Source organism: Streptomyces camelliae (assembly GCF_027625935.1).
Classification (GTDB): Bacteria; Actinomycetota; Actinomycetes; order Streptomycetales; family Streptomycetaceae; genus Streptomyces; species Streptomyces camelliae.
On the sequence record NZ_CP115300.1, the window covers coordinates 951,448 to 972,084 of the forward strand.

General features: G+C 74.6%; 13 protein-coding genes and 1 pseudogene. 9 read left to right on the top strand and 5 right to left on the bottom strand.

From position 1 onward, the window contains the following. Nucleotides 1-5: 5 nt before the first annotated feature. Entirely contained in the window at nt 6-1,064 is a 1,059-nt protein-coding gene (locus O1G22_RS04550) for an NAD-dependent epimerase/dehydratase family protein (RefSeq protein WP_270080093.1), read from the bottom strand. Between the two features lie 212 nt (nt 1,065-1,276). On the opposite strand from O1G22_RS04550, the gene O1G22_RS04555 reads away from it, so the two are divergent. Beyond that, nucleotides 1,277-2,641, top strand: a complete 1,365-nt coding sequence (locus O1G22_RS04555) for an FAD-dependent oxidoreductase (protein ID WP_270080094.1) — start codon at nt 1,277-1,279, stop codon at nt 2,639-2,641. A 98-nt stretch (nt 2,642-2,739) separates the two neighbouring features. Here the strand turns inward: O1G22_RS04555 and O1G22_RS04560 are convergent, their stop codons facing one another. The 3 genes from O1G22_RS04560 to O1G22_RS04570 form a co-directional block, all read right to left on the bottom strand. Continuing rightward, nucleotides 2,740-7,335, bottom strand: a complete 4,596-nt coding sequence (locus O1G22_RS04560; protein WP_270080095.1) for a hypothetical protein — start codon at nt 7,333-7,335, stop codon at nt 2,740-2,742. 82 nt (nt 7,336-7,417) lie between these two features. Beyond that, nucleotides 7,418-8,419, bottom strand: a complete 1,002-nt coding sequence (locus O1G22_RS04565) for a hypothetical protein (RefSeq protein WP_270080096.1) — start codon at nt 8,417-8,419, stop codon at nt 7,418-7,420. Next, nucleotides 8,416-8,796, bottom strand: coding sequence for a PadR family transcriptional regulator (locus O1G22_RS04570; RefSeq protein ID WP_270086327.1), 381 nt, complete (start codon nt 8,794-8,796; stop codon nt 8,416-8,418). The genes O1G22_RS04565 and O1G22_RS04570 overlap by 4 nt, the downstream gene beginning before the upstream one ends. 464 nt (nt 8,797-9,260) lie before the next feature. On the opposite strand from O1G22_RS04570, the gene O1G22_RS04575 reads away from it, so the two are divergent. The 8 genes and pseudogenes from O1G22_RS04575 to O1G22_RS04610 all read left to right on the top strand — a co-directional run bounded on the left by O1G22_RS04575 (nt 9,261) and on the right by O1G22_RS04610 (nt 18,635). Next, nucleotides 9,261-10,484 carry a hypothetical protein gene (locus O1G22_RS04575; RefSeq protein ID WP_270080097.1) on the top strand — a complete coding sequence of 408 codons (1,224 nt, stop codon included), beginning with the start codon at nt 9,261-9,263 and terminating at the stop codon, nt 10,482-10,484. Between the two features lie 68 nt (nt 10,485-10,552). Beyond that, entirely contained in the window at nt 10,553-10,834 is a 282-nt protein-coding gene (locus O1G22_RS04580) for a DUF1232 domain-containing protein (protein ID WP_270080098.1), read from the top strand. Between the two features lie 29 nt (nt 10,835-10,863). Further along, nucleotides 10,864-11,535, top strand: a pseudogene (locus O1G22_RS04585) (2-phosphosulfolactate phosphatase); the annotation flags it as partial. A gap of 776 nt (nt 11,536-12,311) precedes the next feature. Then, nucleotides 12,312-14,837, top strand: a complete 2,526-nt coding sequence (locus tag O1G22_RS04590; protein WP_270080099.1) for a SpoIIE family protein phosphatase — start codon at nt 12,312-12,314, stop codon at nt 14,835-14,837. 195 nt (nt 14,838-15,032) lie between these two features. After that, a complete protein-coding gene (locus O1G22_RS04595) occupies nt 15,033-17,657 on the top strand; it encodes a SpoIIE family protein phosphatase (protein WP_270086328.1) in 2,625 nt (874 codons plus the stop codon). Between the two features lie 12 nt (nt 17,658-17,669). Then, nucleotides 17,670-18,044 carry a hypothetical protein gene (locus O1G22_RS04600; RefSeq protein ID WP_270080100.1) on the top strand — a complete coding sequence of 125 codons (375 nt, stop codon included), beginning with the start codon at nt 17,670-17,672 and terminating at the stop codon, nt 18,042-18,044. Nucleotides 18,045-18,159: 115 nt separating this feature from the next. Then, entirely contained in the window at nt 18,160-18,297 is a 138-nt protein-coding gene (locus O1G22_RS04605; RefSeq protein WP_270080101.1) for a hypothetical protein, read from the top strand. 131 nt (nt 18,298-18,428) lie between these two features. Further along, nucleotides 18,429-18,635: a hypothetical protein gene (locus tag O1G22_RS04610; protein ID WP_270080102.1), complete on the top strand. Its 207-nt coding sequence runs from the start codon at nt 18,429-18,431 to the stop codon at nt 18,633-18,635. Between the two features lie 25 nt (nt 18,636-18,660). On the opposite strand, the gene O1G22_RS04615 is transcribed toward O1G22_RS04610, so the two are convergent. After that, nucleotides 18,661-20,532, bottom strand: coding sequence for a glycoside hydrolase family 15 protein (locus O1G22_RS04615; protein WP_270080103.1), 1,872 nt, complete (start codon nt 20,530-20,532; stop codon nt 18,661-18,663). Nucleotides 20,533-20,637 lie beyond the last annotated feature (105 nt).

The window sequence follows — 20,637 nt, forward strand, 5'->3', positions numbered from 1 at the left end:
CCGGTTCAGCCGTGGCGTCGGCGTGTGCGTCGGCTCGCGTAGTGGTCGATGAGCGTCTCCTCCAACGGCCGGTAGGCAAGGCCGAGTTCCTGGACACTGCGGCTGTTGTCGACGCGGAAGCGGATGCCGAGGTGTTTGCGGATGTAGTCCTGGGTGAGGCCGAAGGCGGGGCCCAGGACGCGCACCGGCCAGTGCGGGAGCCTGGTACGCGGCAACCGCAGGTCGTAGGGGTGGTGGGCGCGGATGATGCGGGACATCTCGTGGAACGACGCCATCGTCTCGGCGGCCACGATGTAACGTCCCTTGGCCGCCGGATTCTCCGCCGCCGCTATGTGCGCGTCCGCCACGTCCCGCACGTCCGCCGTGGTGAAGCTGAAGTCCGGTGCGCCGTAGCAGAAGTAGCCCTGGAACAGCTCGTCCAGCAGGAACAGGCTGCCGGAGTCGGAGGCGGGTGTGAACGAAGGGCCGAGGATCAGGCCGGGGTTGACCGACACCATGCGCCAGCGGTGCTGCCCGGCCTCCGCCTCCCAGGCGGCGCGTTCCGCGACAGTCTTGGCGTAGTGGTACGGGTTGTTCGCCACCGTGCTGGTGGTGTTGAAGTAGCGTTCCGACAGCACCTGGCCGTCCATCGCGAGCACGTCGGCGTAGTCGCCGAAGATCGCGCCGACGGTCGACGTGAAGATCAAGGTGTGGACCTCCGCGGTCCGCTGAACGGCCGACAGGACGTTACGGGTGCCGAGCAGCGCCGGGTCCACGACGTCCCGTCGGCCGTCCCGGATGCGCTCCGGCATCAGGAACGGCGAGGCCACATGGGAGACGGCCGTGCAGCCGTGGAACGCCTGGTCGAAAGCCCTCTCCTGCAGCAAGTCCGCCTCGAAGAGGGTGAGTTGGCCGGGGAAGGCTTCCTGCAGGTCCCACAGCGGGCGGACCTTGCGGGCATCGGCCCTGTTGCGTACTGTCGCGTGCACCAGGTAGCCGCGTTCCAGCAGTCGCCGTACCAGATGGCTGCCGACGAAGCCGCTGCCGCCCGTCACCGCCACGGTCGCCCCCGCGCCTTCGTGCACGCTGCCTCACCCCTCGCCGCCGGTCACCGTCGCATCCCCGAGCAGCATGCCGAGCAGGATCCCCCGCGACCACCCCCATAAGGAACCCCTGAACCAGCCATAAGATCACCTTATGGGGTCATAGACGGGACCCCCGTACTGACTTAGGTCTGCCTTAGTTTAGGCTTCATCCCATTCGAGCCGCCCTGTCCACGTTCGAAGGGAACCTGATCATGCCGCGCCCCCTGCGGGTAGCCATCGTCGGAGCCGGCCCCGCCGGGATCTACGCCGCCGACGCCCTGCTCAAGTCCGAGGTGGCCGCCGACCCCGGCGTGTCCATCGACCTCTTCGAGCGGATGCCCGCCCCGTTCGGCCTGATCCGGTACGGCGTCGCCCCCGACCACCCGCGCATCAAGGGCATCATCACCGCCCTGCACCAGGTGCTCGACAAGCCGCAGATCCGGCTGTTCGGCAACGTCGACTACCCGACCGACATCAGCCTGGACGACCTGCGCGACTTCTACGACGCGGTGATCTTCTCCACCGGCGCGATGGCCGACCGCGAGCTGCCGCTGCCCGGCATCGACCTGGACGGCTCCTACGGCGCCGCCGACTTCGTCTCCTGGTACGACGGTCACCCGGACGTCCCGCGCACCTGGCCCCTGGAGGCCGAGAAGGTCGCCGTGCTCGGCGTCGGCAACGTCGCCCTCGACGTGGCCCGTGTCCTCGCCAAGACCGCGGACGAGCTGCTGCCGACCGAGATCCCGCCGAACGTCTACGACGGTCTGAAGGCCAACAAGGCCGTGGAGATCCACGTCTTCGGCCGCCGGGGCCCCGCCCAGGCGAAGTTCAGCCCGATGGAGCTGCGCGAGCTCGACCACTCCCCGAACATCGAGGTCATCGTCGACCCCGAGGACATCGACTACGACGAGGGCTCGATCGAGACCCGGCGCGGCAACAAGCAGGCCGACATGGTCGCCAAGACGCTGGAGAACTGGGCGATCCGCGACGTCGGCGACCGTCCGCACAAGCTGTTCCTGCACTTCTTCGAGTCCCCCGCGGAGATCCTCGGCGAGGACGGCAAGGTCGTCGGCCTGCGCACCGAGCGCACCGCCCTCGACGGCACCGGCAACGTCAAGGGCACCGGCGAGTTCAAGGACTGGGACGTCACGGCGGTCTACCGCGCAGTCGGCTACCTCTCCGAGAAGCTGCCCAAGCTGCCCTGGGACGTCGACTCGGGCACCGTCCCGGACGAGGGCGGCCGGGTCATCGAGGACGGCGGCAGCCATCTGCAGTCCACCTACGTCACCGGCTGGATCCGGCGCGGCCCCATCGGCCTGATCGGTCACACCAAGGGCGACGCCAACGAGACCGTCGCCAACCTGCTGGACGACCACGCCAACGGCCGTCTGCACACCCCGGCCTCGCCCGAGCCGGAGGCCGTCGACGCCTTCCTCGCCGAGCGCGAGATCCGCTTCACCACCTGGGAGGGCTGGTACAAGCTGGACGCCGCCGAGCGTGCGCTGGGCGAGCCGCAGGGCCGTGAGCGCGTGAAGATCGTCGAGCGCGAGGACATGCTGCGGGAGAGCGGGGCGTAAGTCCCGGATCCGGGTGAGTCCCGCCTATCTGTGAGGCTCCGAGGGGGCCGGCGTCACCGCGCCGGTCCCCTCCCTCCGTTCAGGTCCCCCTCCCCTCGTCAGTCCTCCGCGGCCCGCGCGAACAGCTCGTGCAACGGCACCGGCGGCAGCAGCCGTACGAACGGGCCGTGCACACCGCCCAGGCCCGTCGGCGAGGCCAGGTGGGTGGCCAACTTGCCCCGTTCCAGCGGCAGATGGGGCGCCTTCAGGGTCTCCCATGCGTCGCGTATGAAGACGGTGCGGCCGGCGCGGGCCCGGCGGGCGGTCTCGACCGCGCCCACGGCCAGCAGCTCCGCCTGCGCCGCCTTGTGCCGGGCGGCCGTCCAGCCGTTCCAGCGGCGGACGTTGCGGTCGGTCGGCCGGGCGAGCGCGCGCAGCTGGAGGTGGAGCGCGGCCGCGTCCGTGCCGACGCCAAGTCGACGGGCGGTGGCAGCCACCGCGTCGGGCGCGCTGAGCAGGGGATTCGCCTCATAGCCGCCAACGGGAACGGGAGTTGCGGTGGCACGGTCGGCCATTCTGGCCAGGCCGTCGAGGACCGTCCGGAACTGCTCGACGTCCGGCCGCAGCCAGGACACACCCGTGCGGTCGCACACCTCCAGGGCCCGCGCCACACCCTCCGGATCGGCGAGCGCGGCCGGGCGCAGGAAGATGTCGCCGGTCGGGAGGGCCACCACGAACACCCCGTCGTCCACCACCTCCGCCACCTCGGTCACCCCGTCGTGGAACGGCTCCGGGCAGGGCAGAACCGTGCCGTCGTAGGGCCGGAACGCCACGTCGGCCTCGGCCACCTGGGCCACCGCGCGCTGCCCGGTCAGCTGTATGAGCGTGCCGGGGTCCGCGCACCGCGCCCGCAGCCCGGTGTGGAGCCGGAGCGCGCCGTCGGCCGCCGGATCGCCGACCGGCCGCTCGGTCAGCGCCCAGGCGATCACGGACAGCTCCTGGACGTACGGCACCCGGTCCCGCCATGGCCGCTCCCCGAGCGAACCGTCGGGCAGCACCGGGCGCAGGTCGAGCCTGCCGTTGCGGGTGCCCACCAGCACGGACCCGGTCTCCTCGACGGGCGGTCGCCCGGCGGGGAGGGTGCGGGCCCAGTCGGCGGGCAGGCCGAGGTCCGTCTCCAGCGTCTCGGCCAGGTCCTCGTCGACGTACTGCTCTGCGCCGAGCAGTTCGGCCCAGACCACGGCCATGCGTTCGGCCGCCCGCTGCGGGCCCTGCGGTGTCCAGAGGTCGGCCGGGTCCTCGGGCACACCGGCGGCGAGCACCGCGCGCCGGCCCTGCTCGCCGAGCCGGTGGCAGAAGCTGTCGTACTCCGCGGCCGTGGTCTTGTTCGCCTTGTAGGGCGCGGAGCGCAGCATCTTGGTGTGCTCGTCGTGCCGTGCGCGGCGCGGGAGGCCGCCGAGGACGAGGGCGGCGACGGAGCGCCGTACTCCGGTGCTGCGGCAGAAGACGGTCAGCGCCTCGGGCGTCAGCGGGAGCGGACCGTTGCCGTCGGTCAGCTCCAGCAGGCGGGTGAGGCGTGCGGCATCGTCCGCGGTGACGGTGACGGTCCGCTCCTCCTCGGTGTGCTCGGGGGCGGGGTCGGCGGCCGGCTGCAGGAAGCGGGCGAGACCGCGACGTTCGGGACCGGCCGCCGCGCCCGGGGCGGCCGCCAGGGAGTCCAGCGGGGCCCGGCCGGTGCGCCAGCTGCTGCCGGGCGCGGCGAACGGCTGTCCGCTCCAGGTCCGCAACAGGGCCTGCAGGGCCGCGCGTTCGTCGTCGGGGGTGGTCTCGACGGCGGCCCGCCAGGCGACGGCGTCGATGTCGCCCAGGAGCACCTGCCACTCCACGGGCCGCACGGGCGGGGCGAGGGCGCGGGTCTCGTCGTCGATCTCCCCGCGCAGGTACCGGCCGTCGGCGGCTACGGCGGTGAGGGTGCCGGGATGCCTCTCGGGCGTGTGAGCCTCGTAGGAGCGCAGGTCGGGCAGGAGTCCGGCCAGGGCCGGGGCGAGGGTGGTGTCGGGGACGGCGGCGGGGAGGGTCACGACGGGGCCGGACCGCATGACGCCGACCCGGCGGGACAGCTCCTCGCGGCGGCGCAGCACGCCGGCCGCGAGCAGGGCGGCGCGTGCCACGCTGGCGCGCACCCGGGCGTCCCCGGCCTCCGGCAGCAGTCGCGCGGCTGCGGCGTCCAGGAGCGCGGCGTCCGCGCTCTCCAGGGCGGCGTCCAGGAGGGCGCGCACGGTGATGTCGGCCACGGTGCGCAGCGCCTTGGAGGAGCGCTCGTCGCGTGTGGTGAGGAAGTGCCAGAAGGCGGGCGGCGGCACCGGGCCGGCGTCCTCGCCGAGGGTGGGCGGGCGGTCCCGGTCGCGGTCGGCGGGCGGGACGAAGCCGTGGACCTGCCACAGCAGCGAGTTGTCGTCCGCCGCGTGGCAGCGCACCGTCTTCTGCCCGACGAGGACGGCCTGCTCGCCGCCCTCGGGCAGCCCGATGATGCCCCAGGGGCGGCGGCCGGGGCGATGGCTGCGGTAGTGCGCGGTGCGGCCGTCGACCGACTCCAGCAGGAAGTCCGTCGGGGACGGGCCGCGGTAGGGCGTGCGGTGGTAGACGCGGCAGCCGACGAGCCGGCCGTGCCGGCCGAGCGGGGAGGCCGGGGCGTTCTCAGGGAGCGTGGCGAGAGAGTAGCTGCCGCCGAACACGCCCCTGCCGGACGGGAGTTCGATCTCGCGGTGGAATTCCGGGAGACCGGGCTCGCCGGTCCGGTCCCCCGTGACCGGGTCGTACGGCACCCAGCCCGCGCGCGTGTGGAACACCTGGGCGCTCCAGAACCGGTGGCCGTCGCTCAACTGGAGGTCATGGTGGCCGATGCCCTCCCGGCCACCGGGCCGCAGCACCCGCTCCCCGTCGAACCGTCCGCCGCGGTCCGGGGTCTCGAACTGGTAGCCGAGGCCGCCCTGGATCAGTCCGCCGTAGGGCCGCAGGCCGAAGGTGTCCTGCGGGGTGAACACCTCGTCCGGCCGGTCGGTCCAGAAGGCCCGGTCGGCGCCGGAGTGGCGGTCGCCGGTGCGCCAACTGACGAGGAACTGCCCGCCGACGTGATGGACGGCGTGTCCGGTCGCCTCGTCGGGTACCCGGAAGGTGCACGACGCGCGTGTGCCCGCGTGGTCGACGGCCACCGCGCGACCGGCGCCGAAGACGGTCAGCACCGGCCAGGTGCAGGTCACACGGAGGGTGTCGGCCGGGTCGAAGCCGGCGAGGGCGGCCTCCAGGGCGGGCCAGCCCAGCTCCTCGGGGAGTCCGGCGCGCAGGGTGCGGGCGAGCGGGCCGGTGAGGTCGAGGGCGGCCAGCGCCTCCTCGATGCCGTCGAGGGCGGTGGCCGTGGGCCGGTCGAGCAGGGTGGCCAGTTCCGTCACCGCCTCGTCGGCCGCGGCGAGGCCGCCGCCGCGCAGGGCGCCGAGCAGGGCCTCGACGCGGGTGTGCACCTCACCGGCGATACCGGCGTTCTCCGGCAGCCGCGTGATCGCCGTACCGGCGCCGCGCAGCCCGGCGTGCACGGTGCCCTCCAGGCGCCGGCCGAACAGCGGGTCGGCGGCCAGCGCCTTGAGGTCGCGGCGGGAGCGGTCGCCCCAGAAGGTCAGCCCCACCGCGTCGCCGGGATCCTCGACGGCGATGGCCTCGGCGAGGCAGGCGTCCAGGAGGTCGGCGTCCAGGCCCGGCCAGTGGTACTGGTCCTCGTGGATGCGCACCGGGGTGCCCGCCGCCCGGAGCCGGGGCGCGAACCGGGCGACGATCTCGAAGAGTTCGGCCGGCATGGGCTGGCGCTCCACGCCGCCGTAGGCCGCCCTGCGGTGCCGGTACGCGCGTGTGTAGCGGCCGAGCCAGCCGGCCGCGCCGCCGTCCGGGGTGAGGTGTCCGGCCGCCACCGCGTCGACGACGCCGGCGCTCAGCAGCAGGCGCAGCCAGGACGCCGCGTCGTTCCTGCTCTCCGGGAACAGGTCGAGCAGCGCGGCCTGCACGCCGGGGTCCTGAGGGTGTTCGGTCAGGGGCGCGGTGGCGGCCTCCAGCAGGGCGTCCGGGACGGCCTTGCCGCGCGCTCCGCCGAGGAGAAGGCCCAGCACGCGGGCGTCCTCGGCGGTGCCGAGCCCGGCGGCGCGCGCGGAGGCCCGGACGCGGCGGGCCAGGTCGGCCGGGAGCTCGCCCGGCGAGGCGGCCCACGCGGTGAGGACGCGCACGTACTCCTCGTGGGCCTCGGCGGCCGGCAACTGCCCGGCCAGCCAGCGCTGATGTTGGCTCAGCTCCTTGACGGGCAGCTCCCCGCGGGCCGCGCACAGCAGTGCCTGCGCCCGCCGCCAGTCGGGGTCGACCGCCAGCGCGTGCTCCTGCTCCGCCTTGCGCGCCAGGGTGTAGGCCTTGGCGGCCGTGCCGCCGGGATAGCCCAGCAGGCGGTGCGTCACGGTGTCCCAGAACCAGGGCAGATGGGCGGACGGCACCGAGCGTGCGCGACGCCGCAGTTGGTCGAGGCAGCGGCCCATCTTCGGATACGCGCGGGTCACGGCCGTACCCACCTCGTCGAGAAGCGCCAGTGCGGCGCTGTGCTCCGCCGGGTCGTGGGCGGCGGCCCAGAGGGCGTACGTCGTCGATCGGTGGGGTTCCGCGGGCAGCAGGGCGTGCTTGTGCATACGGCCGATCTTGGCACGCGGGTCTGACACTCCGTCCGGGCCTGTGGACAACTCGCCCCGGCCCGGGGTGACATGCGCCGGGTCAGCGTGCCGCCAGTTCCCGGCGGCCGGCGACCGCCAGCGCCACGGTCAGCAGGGCGAGGGCACTCGTCTGGCCGAGGCTGCTGTTCCAGTAGCCGGCGGGGACGGGCACGCCGAGCCAGGGGTAGAGGGCGGCGACACGTACGGCCAGGAGCAGCAGGCCGAGCGCGGCGAGCGCGAGGCCGCCGCCGGGGGCGCCGCGGTCCGGGCGGCGGACGTTCCACACCAGCCAGCCGAGGGCGCCGACGACGAAGCAGTTGGCCGGGGCCCACACCAGGTCCGTCGCGGCGGGCAGCAGCACGAGGGACGCTCCCGTCAGGACACACGCCGCCATGAAGACCAGGCCGGGGGTGCCGGCGGGGAGCCGGGCCGGGGGCGCGTCGCGGTGGTGGGCGGCGCACAGCGCGAGCGCCGGCAGCCAGACGAGGAGTGCCAGCATGGCGACGAACGCCGGTTCCGTGAGGATCGTCGCGCCCGCCAGCGAGCCGATCAGCGGCCACAGGCTGGGCAGCGCCGCCACCAGGGCGCCGGTCCGGGCGAGGCGGCGACGGTCGTGCAGGAGGGCGAAGTAGGCGACCGTCCAGCCGAGCGGCAGGATCCACTGGGCGACGGCGACCGTGTCGGTGACGATCCCGTGGCCGGTGAAGTCCGAGAGGAACAGCCGCCGTTCGGCGCTGCCCCGGGTGAAGGTCCAGGTCAGCCGCAGCACCGGCTCGACGACGGCGGAGGCCGCGAGCAGGAGCACGGCGGACAGGGCGAAGAGCCGGACGCCCGAACCGAGCACGGCGTAGCGCCGGGGCGCGCCGGCGGCGCCGAGGCGGCTGCGCACCGCCAGGGCGGCGATGCTCGCCACCTCGCCGACCGTGGGCCGGCTCTGGTCCTGGGTGTCGCGGTCGACTCCCCACAGGTACGTCTCGACCATCTCCTCCTCCCGTTCGCGCCGGTAGTAGGCGGGGAGCAGGCGCAGCACCGTGCGGTAGCGGGCTTCCAGCAGCGTGGTCATGCGAGGCCTCCCGCGAGTCCGGGTGCGGTCGGGGGTTCGAGGCCGGCCGGGCCGTGGAGAGGCGTGCCCGCACGGCCCTCGGCGATACGCCGGCGGGCGGCCCCGGCACCGGCGGCCATCCGCTCGGCCTCCGCCTCCAGGGCGGCCACCCCGTCGTCGGTCAGCCGGTAGTAGCGCCGCAGCCGGCCCTGCTGGACCTCCTCCCGGTCCAGCACGATCAGGCCGTCCGCGGTGAGCCGGTCCAGCACGCCGTACAGCGTGCCGACCCGCAACTGGACCTCCCCGTCGGACAGTTCCTCGACCTCGCGCAGGATGCCGTAGCCGTGCCGCGGCTGGTCGGCGAGCGCCGTGAGGACGAAGAACGCCGCCCGGGTCATGCTCTTCGCTGTCATGCAGCCAGGATATATCGAGAGCCGATATATATCGAGAGGCGAGCCTTCGGGCGACGGCGGCCACACGCGCGTGCCGTCGGGCATGTGCCGCGCCTGGAAATCCGGGCCGCGCGTCCAGGCGCGCGTGTCCAGGGGGAATCACGCGCGCGTGTCCAGGGGAAAGGTGTGCCGCGCGTCCACGCGCGCGTGCCGTGGGAACGGGGTCCACCCCTGAGCGGATGGACGGGCGGACCCCGTTCGCCGGACCATTGTGGGCACCGGAGAACGGTCCGGCCACGTGCGCACAGCAGTCACCGGACGCGCTCTCCGCGCACCCTGCGCGGACGGCGCACACCCCGTGCGCGGGGCGCGCACCCGTCGCGACGCGCCACCCCCGGCCCCGGACGACACGCTTCCCCGCCGAACGGCGATACTGGGAAGCTCACCCGCCCCCATCAGCAGATTGGCCCATGTCGAACTCCGCCACCGACCGCGCCGCCTACCCGCAGACTCTCTGGGCCGTCCGCGGCCGCCACACCGGCCCCGCTCCCGAGGAGGTCGTGCGCCGCACCCTGCGCCGGCACCGGGAGAGCGGGGACATCGACGACTTCGCCGAACCGCCGCTGCCCGAGGACGCGACCGAGCGGATCTTCGAGGCGCGCTGGCGGGCGGCCGGCACGGTGACCGTGCGGGCCCGGCTCACCCTCGTACCGCACACGGGGCGGCCGCAGGGACACGAGTGGCGGCTCGTCGCGGAGGCCGAGCGTCCCTGGGACGAGACCTGGCCCTCGCCCGCGACCCTGTTCTGGCCCGAGCGCGGGACCGGCGAGGGCGACGACGGCGCCTGGGACCACCACGCCACGGTCACCGGCCTGCGCCTGCGGCAGGTCAACGCGCTGCCCGAGGACGACCGGGAGATGCGCCGCCGGCTGCGCGACGCGGCCCGCGAGGGCTGGTGCGTCAACGTCGTCGTGCACGAGGCGATGACCCCGGACGAGGCGGGCCGGCTGCCGCTGGCCCGGCTGCTCCCGCCCGGCCTGCGGCACCGCGTGGTGGAGCACCGGGCCGCCCCGCAGCAGTTCCGCGCGGTCAACTACGCGCTGAAGGACCTCGGCGTCGAGGTGCCACGCGGCGGCGCCGTGGTGCTGCCGCCGCACCCGGCACCGGAGGGCTACGACAGCCGTGAGCACCAGGTGCGCAGCGTCTTCCTGGACGGATCCGAGCCAGCCGGACTCTTCGCCGTGCTGCGGCATTTCGCCGCCCAGCCCCGGCCCCTGCCGCACGAGGCCGAGGAGGCACTGAACGACCTGCGCGAGAACTGGACCCTGATGACCCTCCGGGAGGAACTGGAGCGCGAACGCCGGCTGGTCGCCCGCTACGCCGAGGCGCTGGAGGCGATGACGAAGTCCCGGGACCTGTACAAGGACGCGGCCGAGCAGGCCCTCGCCGCCCTGGCCGCCTACCGCGACGTCCCGCCGCCGGCCCTGCCCGAGCAGCGGCCCGCGCCCCGGACGCCGGGCGCGCTCCAGCAGCTGACCCGCACCTTCGAACGGCTGAGGTTCTCGGCCAAAGGCCAGCGGCAGCAGACCCCCGGCCCACAGGGCCCGGCGGACGCCACGCCGGGCGGCACGCGGGACGTGCCGGCCGAGGGCGACGGCCCGGCCCCGGCCGACGCCACGGACCGGGCGTCCTGACCCACCGCCGGGCGATGCCCTAGCCCTGCTGCCGGCCGGCAGACGCAGGAAGCCCGGAAGGAGGCGGTATGAACACCACAGCCACCCTGCTGGTGATCGGCGCCGTCGTCGCGTCGGCGCTGCTCGCCGTCGCGGCCGTCCTGCTGGTACGGCTGGTGCGGGCCCGGAACGCGCTGCGGCGGGCCGGACTGCCGACCGGCCCGCGCTGGGTGTTCTGGGGCGCGGTCGCCTACCTGCTGCTCCCCGCCGATCTGCTGCCGGACCCTGTCTATCTGGACGACATCGGCGTGCTGCTGCTCGCGCTGCGCAGCCTGCGCGCCGCCCGGCCGTCGCTGCCGACCGAGCCCTGAACGGCCGCCGGATGGCGCACCATTGAGCGATGCTGCCCGAGTTCACCGGAATCCCCGGTACGCCCATCGCTCCGAACGTGGCCGTGGTCGTCGACGTCATGCGCGCGTTCACCGTGGCCGCCTGGGCGTTCCGGCGCGGCGCCGAGCGGATCGTGTTCGCCGGTACGCAGGAGGAGGCCCTGGAGCTGAAGGCCCGTCACCCCGGCTGGCTGGCCTTCCAGGACGGAGCGCCGGTGCCGGGATTCGACCTGGCCAACTCGCCCGCCCGGCTGCGCGCGCTGGACGTGCGGGGCCGTACGGTCGTGCAGAAGACGACCGCCGGGACGGCGGGGGCGCTCGCCGTGGCGGACGCCGGGCTGCTGCTGTGCGCGAGCTTCGTGGTGGCCGGTGCGACCGCCGAGCTGCTGCGGCGGGCCCGGCCCCGCACGGTGACCTTCGTGGTCACCGGGAACGGCGGGCGGGCCGAGGAGGATCTCGCCTGCGCGCAGTACATCGCCGACCGGATCCGCACCGGCGACACGGATCCGGGCCCCTACGTCGACCGGGCCCGGCGCTCCGACGCCGCGGCCAGGCTGGCCGACGGCGCGCGGCGCGGCTGGGCCGGTGTCCACCCCGAGGACGTGTCGATGTGCCTGGAGGCGGACACCTTCCCGTTCGCCATGGCGGCCGCCCGCGTGGACGGCCACCTGGTGCTGCGCCCGGTGCATTCTGCCGGCGCGGAGCCGGGCGGCGGCACGGAGCCGGACCGCCCGGCGGACGCCCGCCCGGCGCACCCCGCGAGCGCGAACCCGGCAGGCACCGAGCCCGCAGACGTGCACCCCGCCGGTACGGAGCCCGGCGGCGCGGAGCCGGGCCGTCCGGCGGACTGACTCCGGGACGCGATCCGCGCCGCGCCGTCGGTGAGCCGCCGGCGCACGGGTCAGCCTGTGTCCTCACGGTGGGCGCGGGCCGTCAGGCAGGCCCGTGGGCAGGACCGCAAGCGCCCCGTGCGCGGCCGCCGCTGCCGCCGTGACAGCGAGCCGGGGCGGGCCAGGTGGTTGTCCCACAGCCGGGCCGGGCCGGCTGGACGCGTCGCCCGCCGAGGAGCTGCCCGGCGGCAAGTACCGCGATGACACCGAGCGCGGCAGTCGCCGTGACGAGTCGGACCTGCGCCGCGCGGGCAGGCGGGGCGAGGGCCGGCAGGACACACAGACCCGAGGCGTCGGCGCTGGCCGCGAGGACCCCCTGGGACGGTCCGGCCCAGAAGCGCGGGGCGCGGGCCCCCGCGCAGCAGGACCAGCAGCGCCGGGCGGGAGACCGCGGTCGCAGGGGAGGCCTCCGCCGGCCGGGACGCCCTCGGCCGAGCCATGTGAGTGGCACCGACCGGATGGCGGGTCGGCCCGCGTTCTCCCCTCTTGCCCAGGTGCATTCCGTGCTCCTTGTGGCGCATTCTTGCTGTGTCAGCCACCCGGAGGGCGCACGGGACGAGGTAGGGCCGATGGCTGGGAGCGGCGGCGAGCAGTTGGTCCGTACGCGGGCCAGGCTGGCCGCGCTGCTTGCCGACGTCTCGACCGGCGCGGTCGGCGCGGCGGGCGGCCGGGTGGCGGGCGTGTATCTGCGCTCGAGCACGCCGGGTCTGCTGCGGCTGGCGGTGGTCGCCGGGCTGCCCGGCCCACTGTTCCGCCCCTGGTGGCGGCTGCACGTGGGCCGTCCCTTCCCCGTCGCCGACGCCTACCGTCTCGGCGTGCGGGTGGTGCTGGCCGACGCCGCCGAGACGATGCGCCGCTACCCCCAGTTCGCGGCGGGCCTGCCCTTCCCGTTCGGGTCGGTGCACGTGCCGGTGCCGGGCGGCAGCGAGCCGCTCGGTGTGCTCACGGTGCTGCGCCCCGCGATCGCGGACGGCGCGGACGAGCCGCTGGACCAGGAGCTTCTCGCCCGGCTCGCCGAGGGCCTCGGCGCCGAGTTGCTCGCGCTGGCCGCCGGGGACCCGGACGCGGTCGTCTGGGACGCCGAGCCGCTGAGCGTGCGGCCGCCCGCGAGCCGGTCGGCACAGGCCGTCGTGGGGCGGTTCAGCTGGGATCCGGTGACCTGCGCGGTGCGCGCGGACGACCGGTTGCACGCCCTTCTGGGCTTGCGCCCCGGCGAGTTCGCGGGGACGGACGAGGCCCTCGCGGCCGCCGTCGCCCCGGCCGACGCGGACCGCATCCTGGCCGCGCTGCGCGAGACCGCCGCCGGGAAGCCGCCGGGGGCGCCGCTGAGCCTGCGGGCGGGGGACGGCACGCTCCGGCTGCTGGACCTGTGGCCGGCCCCGGAGAACGCGGCGGCGGAGCCGGTCGGCGGGGTGGTGGTCGACCCCGGACCGGGCGCCTTCGCGGACGGCGCGGCCGATCTGCTGCCGCAGGGGGTGTTCTGCCTCGACCGGCTGGGGCTGGTCGTGTACGCCAACGAGGCCGCGGCCCGCCTCACGGGCCAGGAGCGGAGGCGGCTGCTCGGGCGGCCGGTGTGGGAGGCGATGCCGTGGCTGACCGGGCCGCCGTACGACGACCATCTGCGCGGCGCGCTGCTGGCCCCGGAACCGGTGCACTTCCACGCCAGACGCCCGGCCGGAGCGGACCGTGAGAAGCCCGGTGAGGGGGACTGGCTCGCCGTGTCCGTGCATCCCGGCGCGGACCTGCTGACCTGCACGCTCGTCCCGGCCAGCCGCATGGACGCGCCGGTCGGTCCGGTCACGCCGACCGGGCCGGTCGCCGAGACGTACCTCCCCGGGGACGCGGCCGGTCCGTCGATGGCGCCGGCGTACCGGCCGATCGCCCTGGCCATCGCGCTGACGGACGCGGTGACCGCACGGCAGGTGTCGGCGGTGGTCGTGCGGGAGCTGCTGCCGGCGTTCGGCGGCGGGTGCCTCGCCATCTATGTGCTCCAGGACCGGCATCTGTACCTGGCCTGGGAGAGCGGCTTCCCGCAGGGGTTCCTGGCCCCGTTCGAGGGGACCGGGCTCGACGCGCATCTGCCCGGTGTGGAGTGCCTGACCACGGGCCGGCCGCTGTTCTTCGAGTCGATGCAGCAGATGGCGGCCGCGTATCCGGGCATGCCGCTGGACGCCGAGGAGGGCGCGCGGGCGTTCCTGCCGATGATCGCCTCCGGCCGGCCGGTCGGCTCGTGCATCCTCGGCTTCGATTGCCGGCGCAGCTTCAGCACCGAGGAACGTACGGTCCTCACCGCGCTCGCCGGGCTGATCGCGCACGCCATGGAGCGGGCGCAGCGCTACGACAACGAGGCCGCCCTCGCCCGGGGCCTGCAGCAGGCGCTGCTGCCGCACCGGTTGTCGACGCACCCCCGCGTGGAGACCGCGGGCCGGTATCTGCCGGGCACGCAGGGCATGGACGTCGGCGGCGACTGGTACGACGTGGTCGAGGCCGGTGACGGGATCGCGCTGGTGATCGGTGATGTGCAGGGGCACGGGGTGCAGGCGGCCGCCACCATGGGCCAGCTGCGCAGCGCGGTGCGGGCGTTCGCGCTGGGCGACCGGCCGCCGGACGAGGTGCTGAGCGGCACCAACCGGCTGCTGATCGACCTCGACCCCGGCCAGTTCGCCAGCTGCTGCTATCTGCGGCTGGACCCGGCCACCGGCCGGGCCCTGGTCGCGCGGGCGGGCCATCCGCCGCCGTTGCTGCGTTGCCCCGACGGCCGTACCCGGCTGTTGGACATCCCCGGCGGGGTCGTCCTCGGCGTGGATCCGCTCGCCCGGTACCCGGTGGCCGAGCTGGTGCTGGAGCCGGACGCGATCCTCGCCCTGTACACGGACGGGCTGGTGGAGCGGCCGGGCGCCGACATCGACGAGGGCATCGCCGCGCTGCGGCTGGCGCTCGGCCGGGCCGGGGCCGCTGCCGGCCGGCGTGGCGGGCGCTCGCTGGCCGGGGTCGCGGACCGGCTGACCGCCACCGCCCGGCGTGCCATGGACCGGCCCGACGACGTGGCGCTGCTGCTCGCCGCCCGCCGTTCGGCTGCCCCACCGCGCCGGTGACCGGACCGCGCGGACCCGGGCGGCGGATCACCGGTGGTCACGGTCTCGCCTGAGCGGGCCGGGCAGTGTAGACATGGGCACATGGTGCGACTGTCCGGCCGGTCCGCGACCCGGCCGCCCCGAGCGTTCGGGCGCCCGCACGCACCGAAGGGCCCGGCAGGGGACGCCTCGGGCGTGGACGGCGACCGACCGGGCATGCTGCGGTCGGCGGTGTCCGGACGCAGTGTCGCCGGGCAGGTCTTCCTGCTCCAGGTCGTGATCGTGCTGCTGCTGGTGGTCGCGGCCGTGGTGGCGCAGGTGCTCCAGGTGCGACGCGACAGCGACACCGAGGCGCAGAACCGTTCGCTCGCCGTCGCCGAGACCTTCGCCAACGCGCCGGGCACGGTGGCCGGGCTGCGCGCCCCGAATCCGACGGCCGTCCTGCAGCCGAAGGCCGAGGCTGTCCGCAAGGCGACCGGCGTCGACTTCGTCGTCGTGATGAACACCGCCGGCATCCGCTACACCCACCCCAAGCCGGACCGCATCGGCAAGAAGTTCGTCGGCACGATCGGGCCGGCGGTGGCCGGGGGCATCGTCACCGAGCACGTCAACGGCACGATAGGTCCGCTGGTGCAGGTCGTGGTGCCGGTGAAGGACACGTCCGGCAAGGTGGTCGGCCTGGTGTCGGCCGGGATCACCACGGCGCACGTGGGCGGGGCCGCCGCCCAGCAGCTGCCCCTGCTGCTCGCGGCGGCAGCGGTGGCGCTCGCGCTGGCGACCGGCGGCACGGCCCTGGTCAGCAGACGGCTGCTGCGCCAGACGCGCGGTCTCGGGCCGTACGAGATGACCCGGATGTACGAGCACCATGACGCGGTGCTGCACTCGGTCCGCGAGGGCGTGCTGATCGTCGGCGACGGCGGCCGGCTGCTGCTCGCCAACGACGAGGCGCAGCGGCTGCTGGACCTGCCCGAGGACGCCGAGCGGCGCAGCGTGCTGGAGCTGGGCCTGGACGACGAGACGGCGGCGCTGCTGGCCTCGGGGCGGGTGGCGACGGACGAGGTGCATCTGGTCAAGGACCGGCTGCTGGCGATCAACCAGCGCCCCACGGATCTGCGTGGCGGCCCGGCCGGCAGCGTGACCACGCTGCGCGACTCCACCGAGCTGCGGGCGCTGTCCGGGCGGGCGGAGGTGGCGCGCGAGCGGCTGAACATGCTGTACGACGCCGGGGTGGGCATCGGCACCAGCCTGGACGTGACCCGCACGGCGCAGGAGCTGGCCGAGCTGGCGGTGCCCCGGTTCGCGGACTTCGCGACGGTGGACCTCTTCGACGCGGTGCTGCAGGGTGAGGAGCCGCGGCCCGGCACCGCGCTGCGCCGCACGGCGGGCGCCGGGGTGCGCAAGGAAGCCCCGCTGTACCCGGTCGGCGAGCGGATCCGGTTCGTGGCCACCTCGCCGCAGGCGCGCAGTCTGACCACCGGTCAGTCGGTCGTGGTGCCCGTCCTGCGTGACGCGCCCGGCTGGCGGGCGCAGGACCTGGAGCGCACCGACCAGGTGCTGGAGTTCGGCATCCACTCGATGATCACCGTGCCGCTCCGGGCGGGCAGTCTGGTGCTGGGGGTGGCGAACTTCTGGCGTTCGCAGAAGCCGGAGCCGTTCGACTCCGAGGAGCTGGCGCTCGCCGAGGAGCTGGTCGCGCGGGCGGCGGTGTCCATCGACAACGCCCGCCGGTACACCCGCGAGCACAGTATGGCGGTGGCCCTGCAGCGCAGTCTGCTGCCGCGCACGCTGCCGGAGCAGGGCGCGCTGGAGATCGCCTATCGCTATCTGCCGGCCCAGGCCGGGGTGGGCGGCGACTGGTTCGACGTGCTGCCGCTGTCCGGGGCCCGGGTGGCGCTGGTGGTGGGAGACGTGGTGGGGCACGGGCTGCACGCGGCGGCCACCATGGGCCGGCTGCGCACGGCGGTGCACAACTTCTCCGCGCTCGATCTGCCGCCCGATGAACTCCTCGGCCTGCTGGACGAGTTGGTGGGCCGGATCGACCAGGACGAGACCTCCGCCGACGGCGCGGCGGCGATCACCGGCGCGACCTGTCTGTACGCGGTCTACGACCCGGTGGCGCGGCGCTGCACCCTGGCCCGGGCCGGGCATCCCCCGCCCGCGCTGGTGCATCCCGACGGCAGCGTGGAGTTCCCGGACGTGCCGGCGGGACCGCCACTGGGTCTGGGCGGGCTGCCGTTCGAGACGGCCGAGCTGGAGCTGGCCGAGGGCAGCCGGCTGGTGCTGTACACCGATGGGCTGGTGGAGGACCGCGACCGGGACATCGACGAGGGCCTGGAGCTGCTGGGGGACTCTCTGCGCCGGACGCCGGGCGCCTCCCCGGAGGAGACCTGCCGTACGGTGCTGGAGCGGCTGCCGGCCCGGCCGAGCGACGACGTCGCGCTGATCGTCGCCCGCACCCGGGTGCTGGGCACCGACCGGGTCGCCCAGTGGCAGGTGCCGTCCGACCCGGCGGCGGTGTCGCAGGTGCGGTCCTCGGTGACCGCGCAGCTGGCCGAATGGGGGCTGGAGGAACTGGACTTCACGACGGAGCTGATCCTGAGCGAGCTGGTCACCAACGCCATCCGCTACGGGCGCAGCCCGATCGGGGTACGGCTGCTGCGCGACCGCACGCTGATCTGCGAGGTCTCCGACGCCAGCACGACCTCGCCGCATCTGCGGTACGCGGCGAGCACCGACGAGGGCGGCCGGGGTCTGTTCCTGGTCGCGCAGCTCGCCGACCGCTGGGGCACCCGCTACACCCCTCAGGGCAAGGTCATCTGGGCGGAGCAACCGCTGCCGTAGACGGTTCGCCCAGTGGCGCTGCAGGAGCTGGTGCCGGCGTACGAGCACGAGGAACGTCACCGCGAGGCGGTCACCGAAATCTCCTGGTACGAAAGGACCTTGGCGGACTGGCCGGACCGCTCTCTGCTGGTGTTCAACGCGGTCCTGGCGGGCGATCCGGAGCCGGCCCGGCGTCAGCACGCGCTGCTGTCCGACCCCGAGGACGCGCAGTGGCGGCCCGCACGCGACCGGCAGCACCGGGTGCTCGCCCGGGCGGCCGACGCCGAACGGGCGTCCTCGCTCGGCCCGTCCGAGCTGCGCGGCCGGCAGTACGTGATCTCCGGCACCGTCCTCGGCACGCCGTCGCCGTACGGCTTCGACGCCGGGACGAACGGCCGGTACGCCTGACTGCAGGACACCCTCGACCAGTGTCTGCGCCTGCTGCGGCTGCGCGCCCGGCGACGGCCGAGGTGCGGCCGCGCTCGGTGTCGCTGCTGCCCGACCGGGACTCGCCGCGGCCGAGGTGCCGGGTCTGCCGGCCGAGCCGTTCGCCCCGGACCGCACGGACACGGTGGTCGTGGCGTCCGACCTGGACGGGCCGGCGGCGCACGACGGCGGCCCGGAGATCATCGGCACGCTCTTCGGGCACGCTCCCAAGTAGGTGCTGCACGCGCACGCGAGCTGCTGGACCGGCCCGCCCGCGATCACGGCGGACAGGGTCGCCCTGCTGCACCAGTCGGTGGTGGCGCCCTGGGGCGAGCGGCTGCGTGCGGGCGCGGACGGCGGGGTCGGGTGGGGTCCGGCGACCGGCCGGAGGCGGAGATCGCCGCCACGATCACGGCGGCCGGCCCGGAGCCGGATCCGGAGGACGGCGCGGGACCGGCGGACGGTGACGCGGAGTTCGCGGCGTTCGCGGTGGCCGTCGGGGGCAGCCGGCTGCACGGTGACCGGGCGCGGGTCGACTCCGCCGGCCCGGTCACCAGCTCCCGGTTCGCCTGAGCCCGAAGGGCCGTTGCCCTGGTCCTCAGCCGAGGGCGCGGTCGAGGTTGAACGCGGCGCTGATCAGGGCCAGGTGCGTGAACGCCTGCGGGAAGTTGCCCTGTTGCTCGCCGGTACGGCCGATCTCCTCGGCGTACAGGCCGAGATGGTTGGCGTAGGTGAGCATTTTCTCGAACGCCAGCCGGGCCTCGTCGAGCCGGCCGGCCCGGACCAGGGCCTCGACGTACCAGAAGGAGCAGATGGAGAAGGTGCCCTCGTCGCCGCGCAGCCCGTCGGGGCTGGCCTGCGGGTCGTAGCGGTAGACGAGGGAGTCGGAGACCAGGTCCTCGCCGAGGGCGTCCAGGGTGGACAGCCACTTGGGGTCGGTCGGGGCGACGAACTTGCCGAGCGGCATCATCAGCAGCGAGGCGTCGAGGACGTCGCTGCCCTCGTACTGCACGAAGGCGCCGCGCCGATCGGACCAGCCGCGGTCCATGATCCGCCGGTAGATCGTGTCGCGGGCCTGCCGCCATCGGGGCAGGTCGGCGGGCAGACCGCGCCGGTTGGCGAGCCGGATGGCCCGCTCGATGGCGACCCAGCACATCAGCCGCGAGTACGTGAAGTTCCGGCGGCCGCCGCGGGTCTCCCAGACGCCCTCGTCGGGCTGGTCCCAGTGCGCGCACACCCAGTCGACCACCTGGCACACGTCGTCCCACTGAGCGCTGGAGATCGGCTGGGCCCATTTGTCGTAGAGGTAGATCGAGTCGATCAGGGCGCCGTAGATGTCCAGCTGGAGCTGGTCGGCGGCGGCGTTGCCGACCCGGACCGGGGCGGAGCCCAGATGGCCCTCCAGATGCGGAAGGATGCGCTCGGGCAGGTCGGTGCGGCCGTCGATGCCGTACATGATCTGCAGCGGAGGGGTTCCGTCGGCGCTGTCGCAGGGGCTGACGTGGGTGGTCAGGAAGCGCATGAACGCCTCGGCCTCGCCGCTGAAGCCGAGCCTGAGCAGCGCGTAGACGGCGAAGGCGGCGTCGCGCACCCACACGTACCGGTAGTCCCAGTTGCGCTCGCCGCCGAGCTGCTCGGGCAGGCTGGTGGTGGGGGCGGCGACGATGGCTCCGGTGGGGGCGTAGGTGAGCAGCTTCAGGGTGAGGGCCGAGCGGTGCACCATCTCGCGCCAGCGGCCCCGGTAGCGGGACTGGTGCAGCCAGCGCCGCCAGTAGGCGACCGTGGCGTTGAACTGGTGCTCGGCCTCGGCGTGGGCGCAGCCGCGGGGGGCGATCTCCGCGCCGACCTGGTCGAGGGCGAACACGGCGGTCTCGCCCTCGGCGAGCTTGAAGTCGGCGCGGGCGTCCCGGGCGTCGCACTCCAGCGTGACTGTCGAGGTCAGCGCCAGGGACAGCTCGGCGGACTCGAACAGCACGGTGCCGTCGGCCGCCGTGCTCAGCGTGTGCGGGACGGCGCCGTAGCCGAAGCGCGGCGCGATGAGCGCCCGGAACGGGACGGCGCCGCGAACGCAGACCACGCGCCGGATCAGCCGGTGCCGGCCTGCCTCGCCGGTCCCGGCCCCGCCGTCCGCGCCGACCGCGTTGTCCGAGGTCACCGGCATGAAGTCCTGCACCTCGCCGACGCCGTCCTCGGTGAAGAACCGGGTGATCAGGACGTTGGTGTCGGGGAAGTAGAACTGCTTGGTGCGCGCGGGTACCGCGGCGGCCAGCTCGAAGCAGCCGCCGCGCTCGGCGTCGAGGACGGCCGCGAAGACGCTGGGCGCGTCGAAGGACGAGCAGCAGTACCAGTCGATCGTGCCGTTGGTGCCGACCAGGGCCACGCTGCGCAGGTCGCCGATGAGTCCGTGCTCGGCGATCGGCAGATAGCGCGGGCCGGGGCGCAGTCCCTCGGCGAACGGGGTCTCGGCCATCCGCGGCCTCCCGGTGAGCGTGAGCGAGCTGCTTTCCAGCTTAGGAGCGAGTGCTCTCCGGTGGCGTGGGAAGGCGCCGCGGTGAATGGTGAGAGTGTGCCCCGT

Excerpts from the sequence above, each read along its gene's own strand:
- O1G22_RS04555 (WP_270080094.1), top strand. The coding sequence starts at position 1,277 with ATGCCGCGCCCCCTGCGGGTAGCCATCGTCGGAGCCGGCCCCGCCGGG.
- O1G22_RS04560 (WP_270080095.1), bottom strand. The coding sequence starts at position 7,335 with ATGCACAAGCACGCCCTGCTGCCCGCGGAACCCCACCGATCGACGACG.
- O1G22_RS04565 (WP_270080096.1), bottom strand. The coding sequence starts at position 8,419 with ATGACCACGCTGCTGGAAGCCCGCTACCGCACGGTGCTGCGCCTGCTC.
- O1G22_RS04570 (WP_270086327.1), bottom strand. The coding sequence starts at position 8,796 with ATGACCCGGGCGGCGTTCTTCGTCCTCACGGCGCTCGCCGACCAGCCG.
- O1G22_RS04575 (WP_270080097.1), top strand. The coding sequence starts at position 9,261 with ATGTCGAACTCCGCCACCGACCGCGCCGCCTACCCGCAGACTCTCTGG.
- O1G22_RS04580 (WP_270080098.1), top strand. The coding sequence starts at position 10,553 with ATGAACACCACAGCCACCCTGCTGGTGATCGGCGCCGTCGTCGCGTCG.
- O1G22_RS04590 (WP_270080099.1), top strand. The coding sequence starts at position 12,312 with ATGGCTGGGAGCGGCGGCGAGCAGTTGGTCCGTACGCGGGCCAGGCTG.
- O1G22_RS04595 (WP_270086328.1), top strand. The coding sequence starts at position 15,033 with ATGCTGCGGTCGGCGGTGTCCGGACGCAGTGTCGCCGGGCAGGTCTTC.
- O1G22_RS04615 (WP_270080103.1), bottom strand. The coding sequence starts at position 20,532 with ATGGCCGAGACCCCGTTCGCCGAGGGACTGCGCCCCGGCCCGCGCTAT.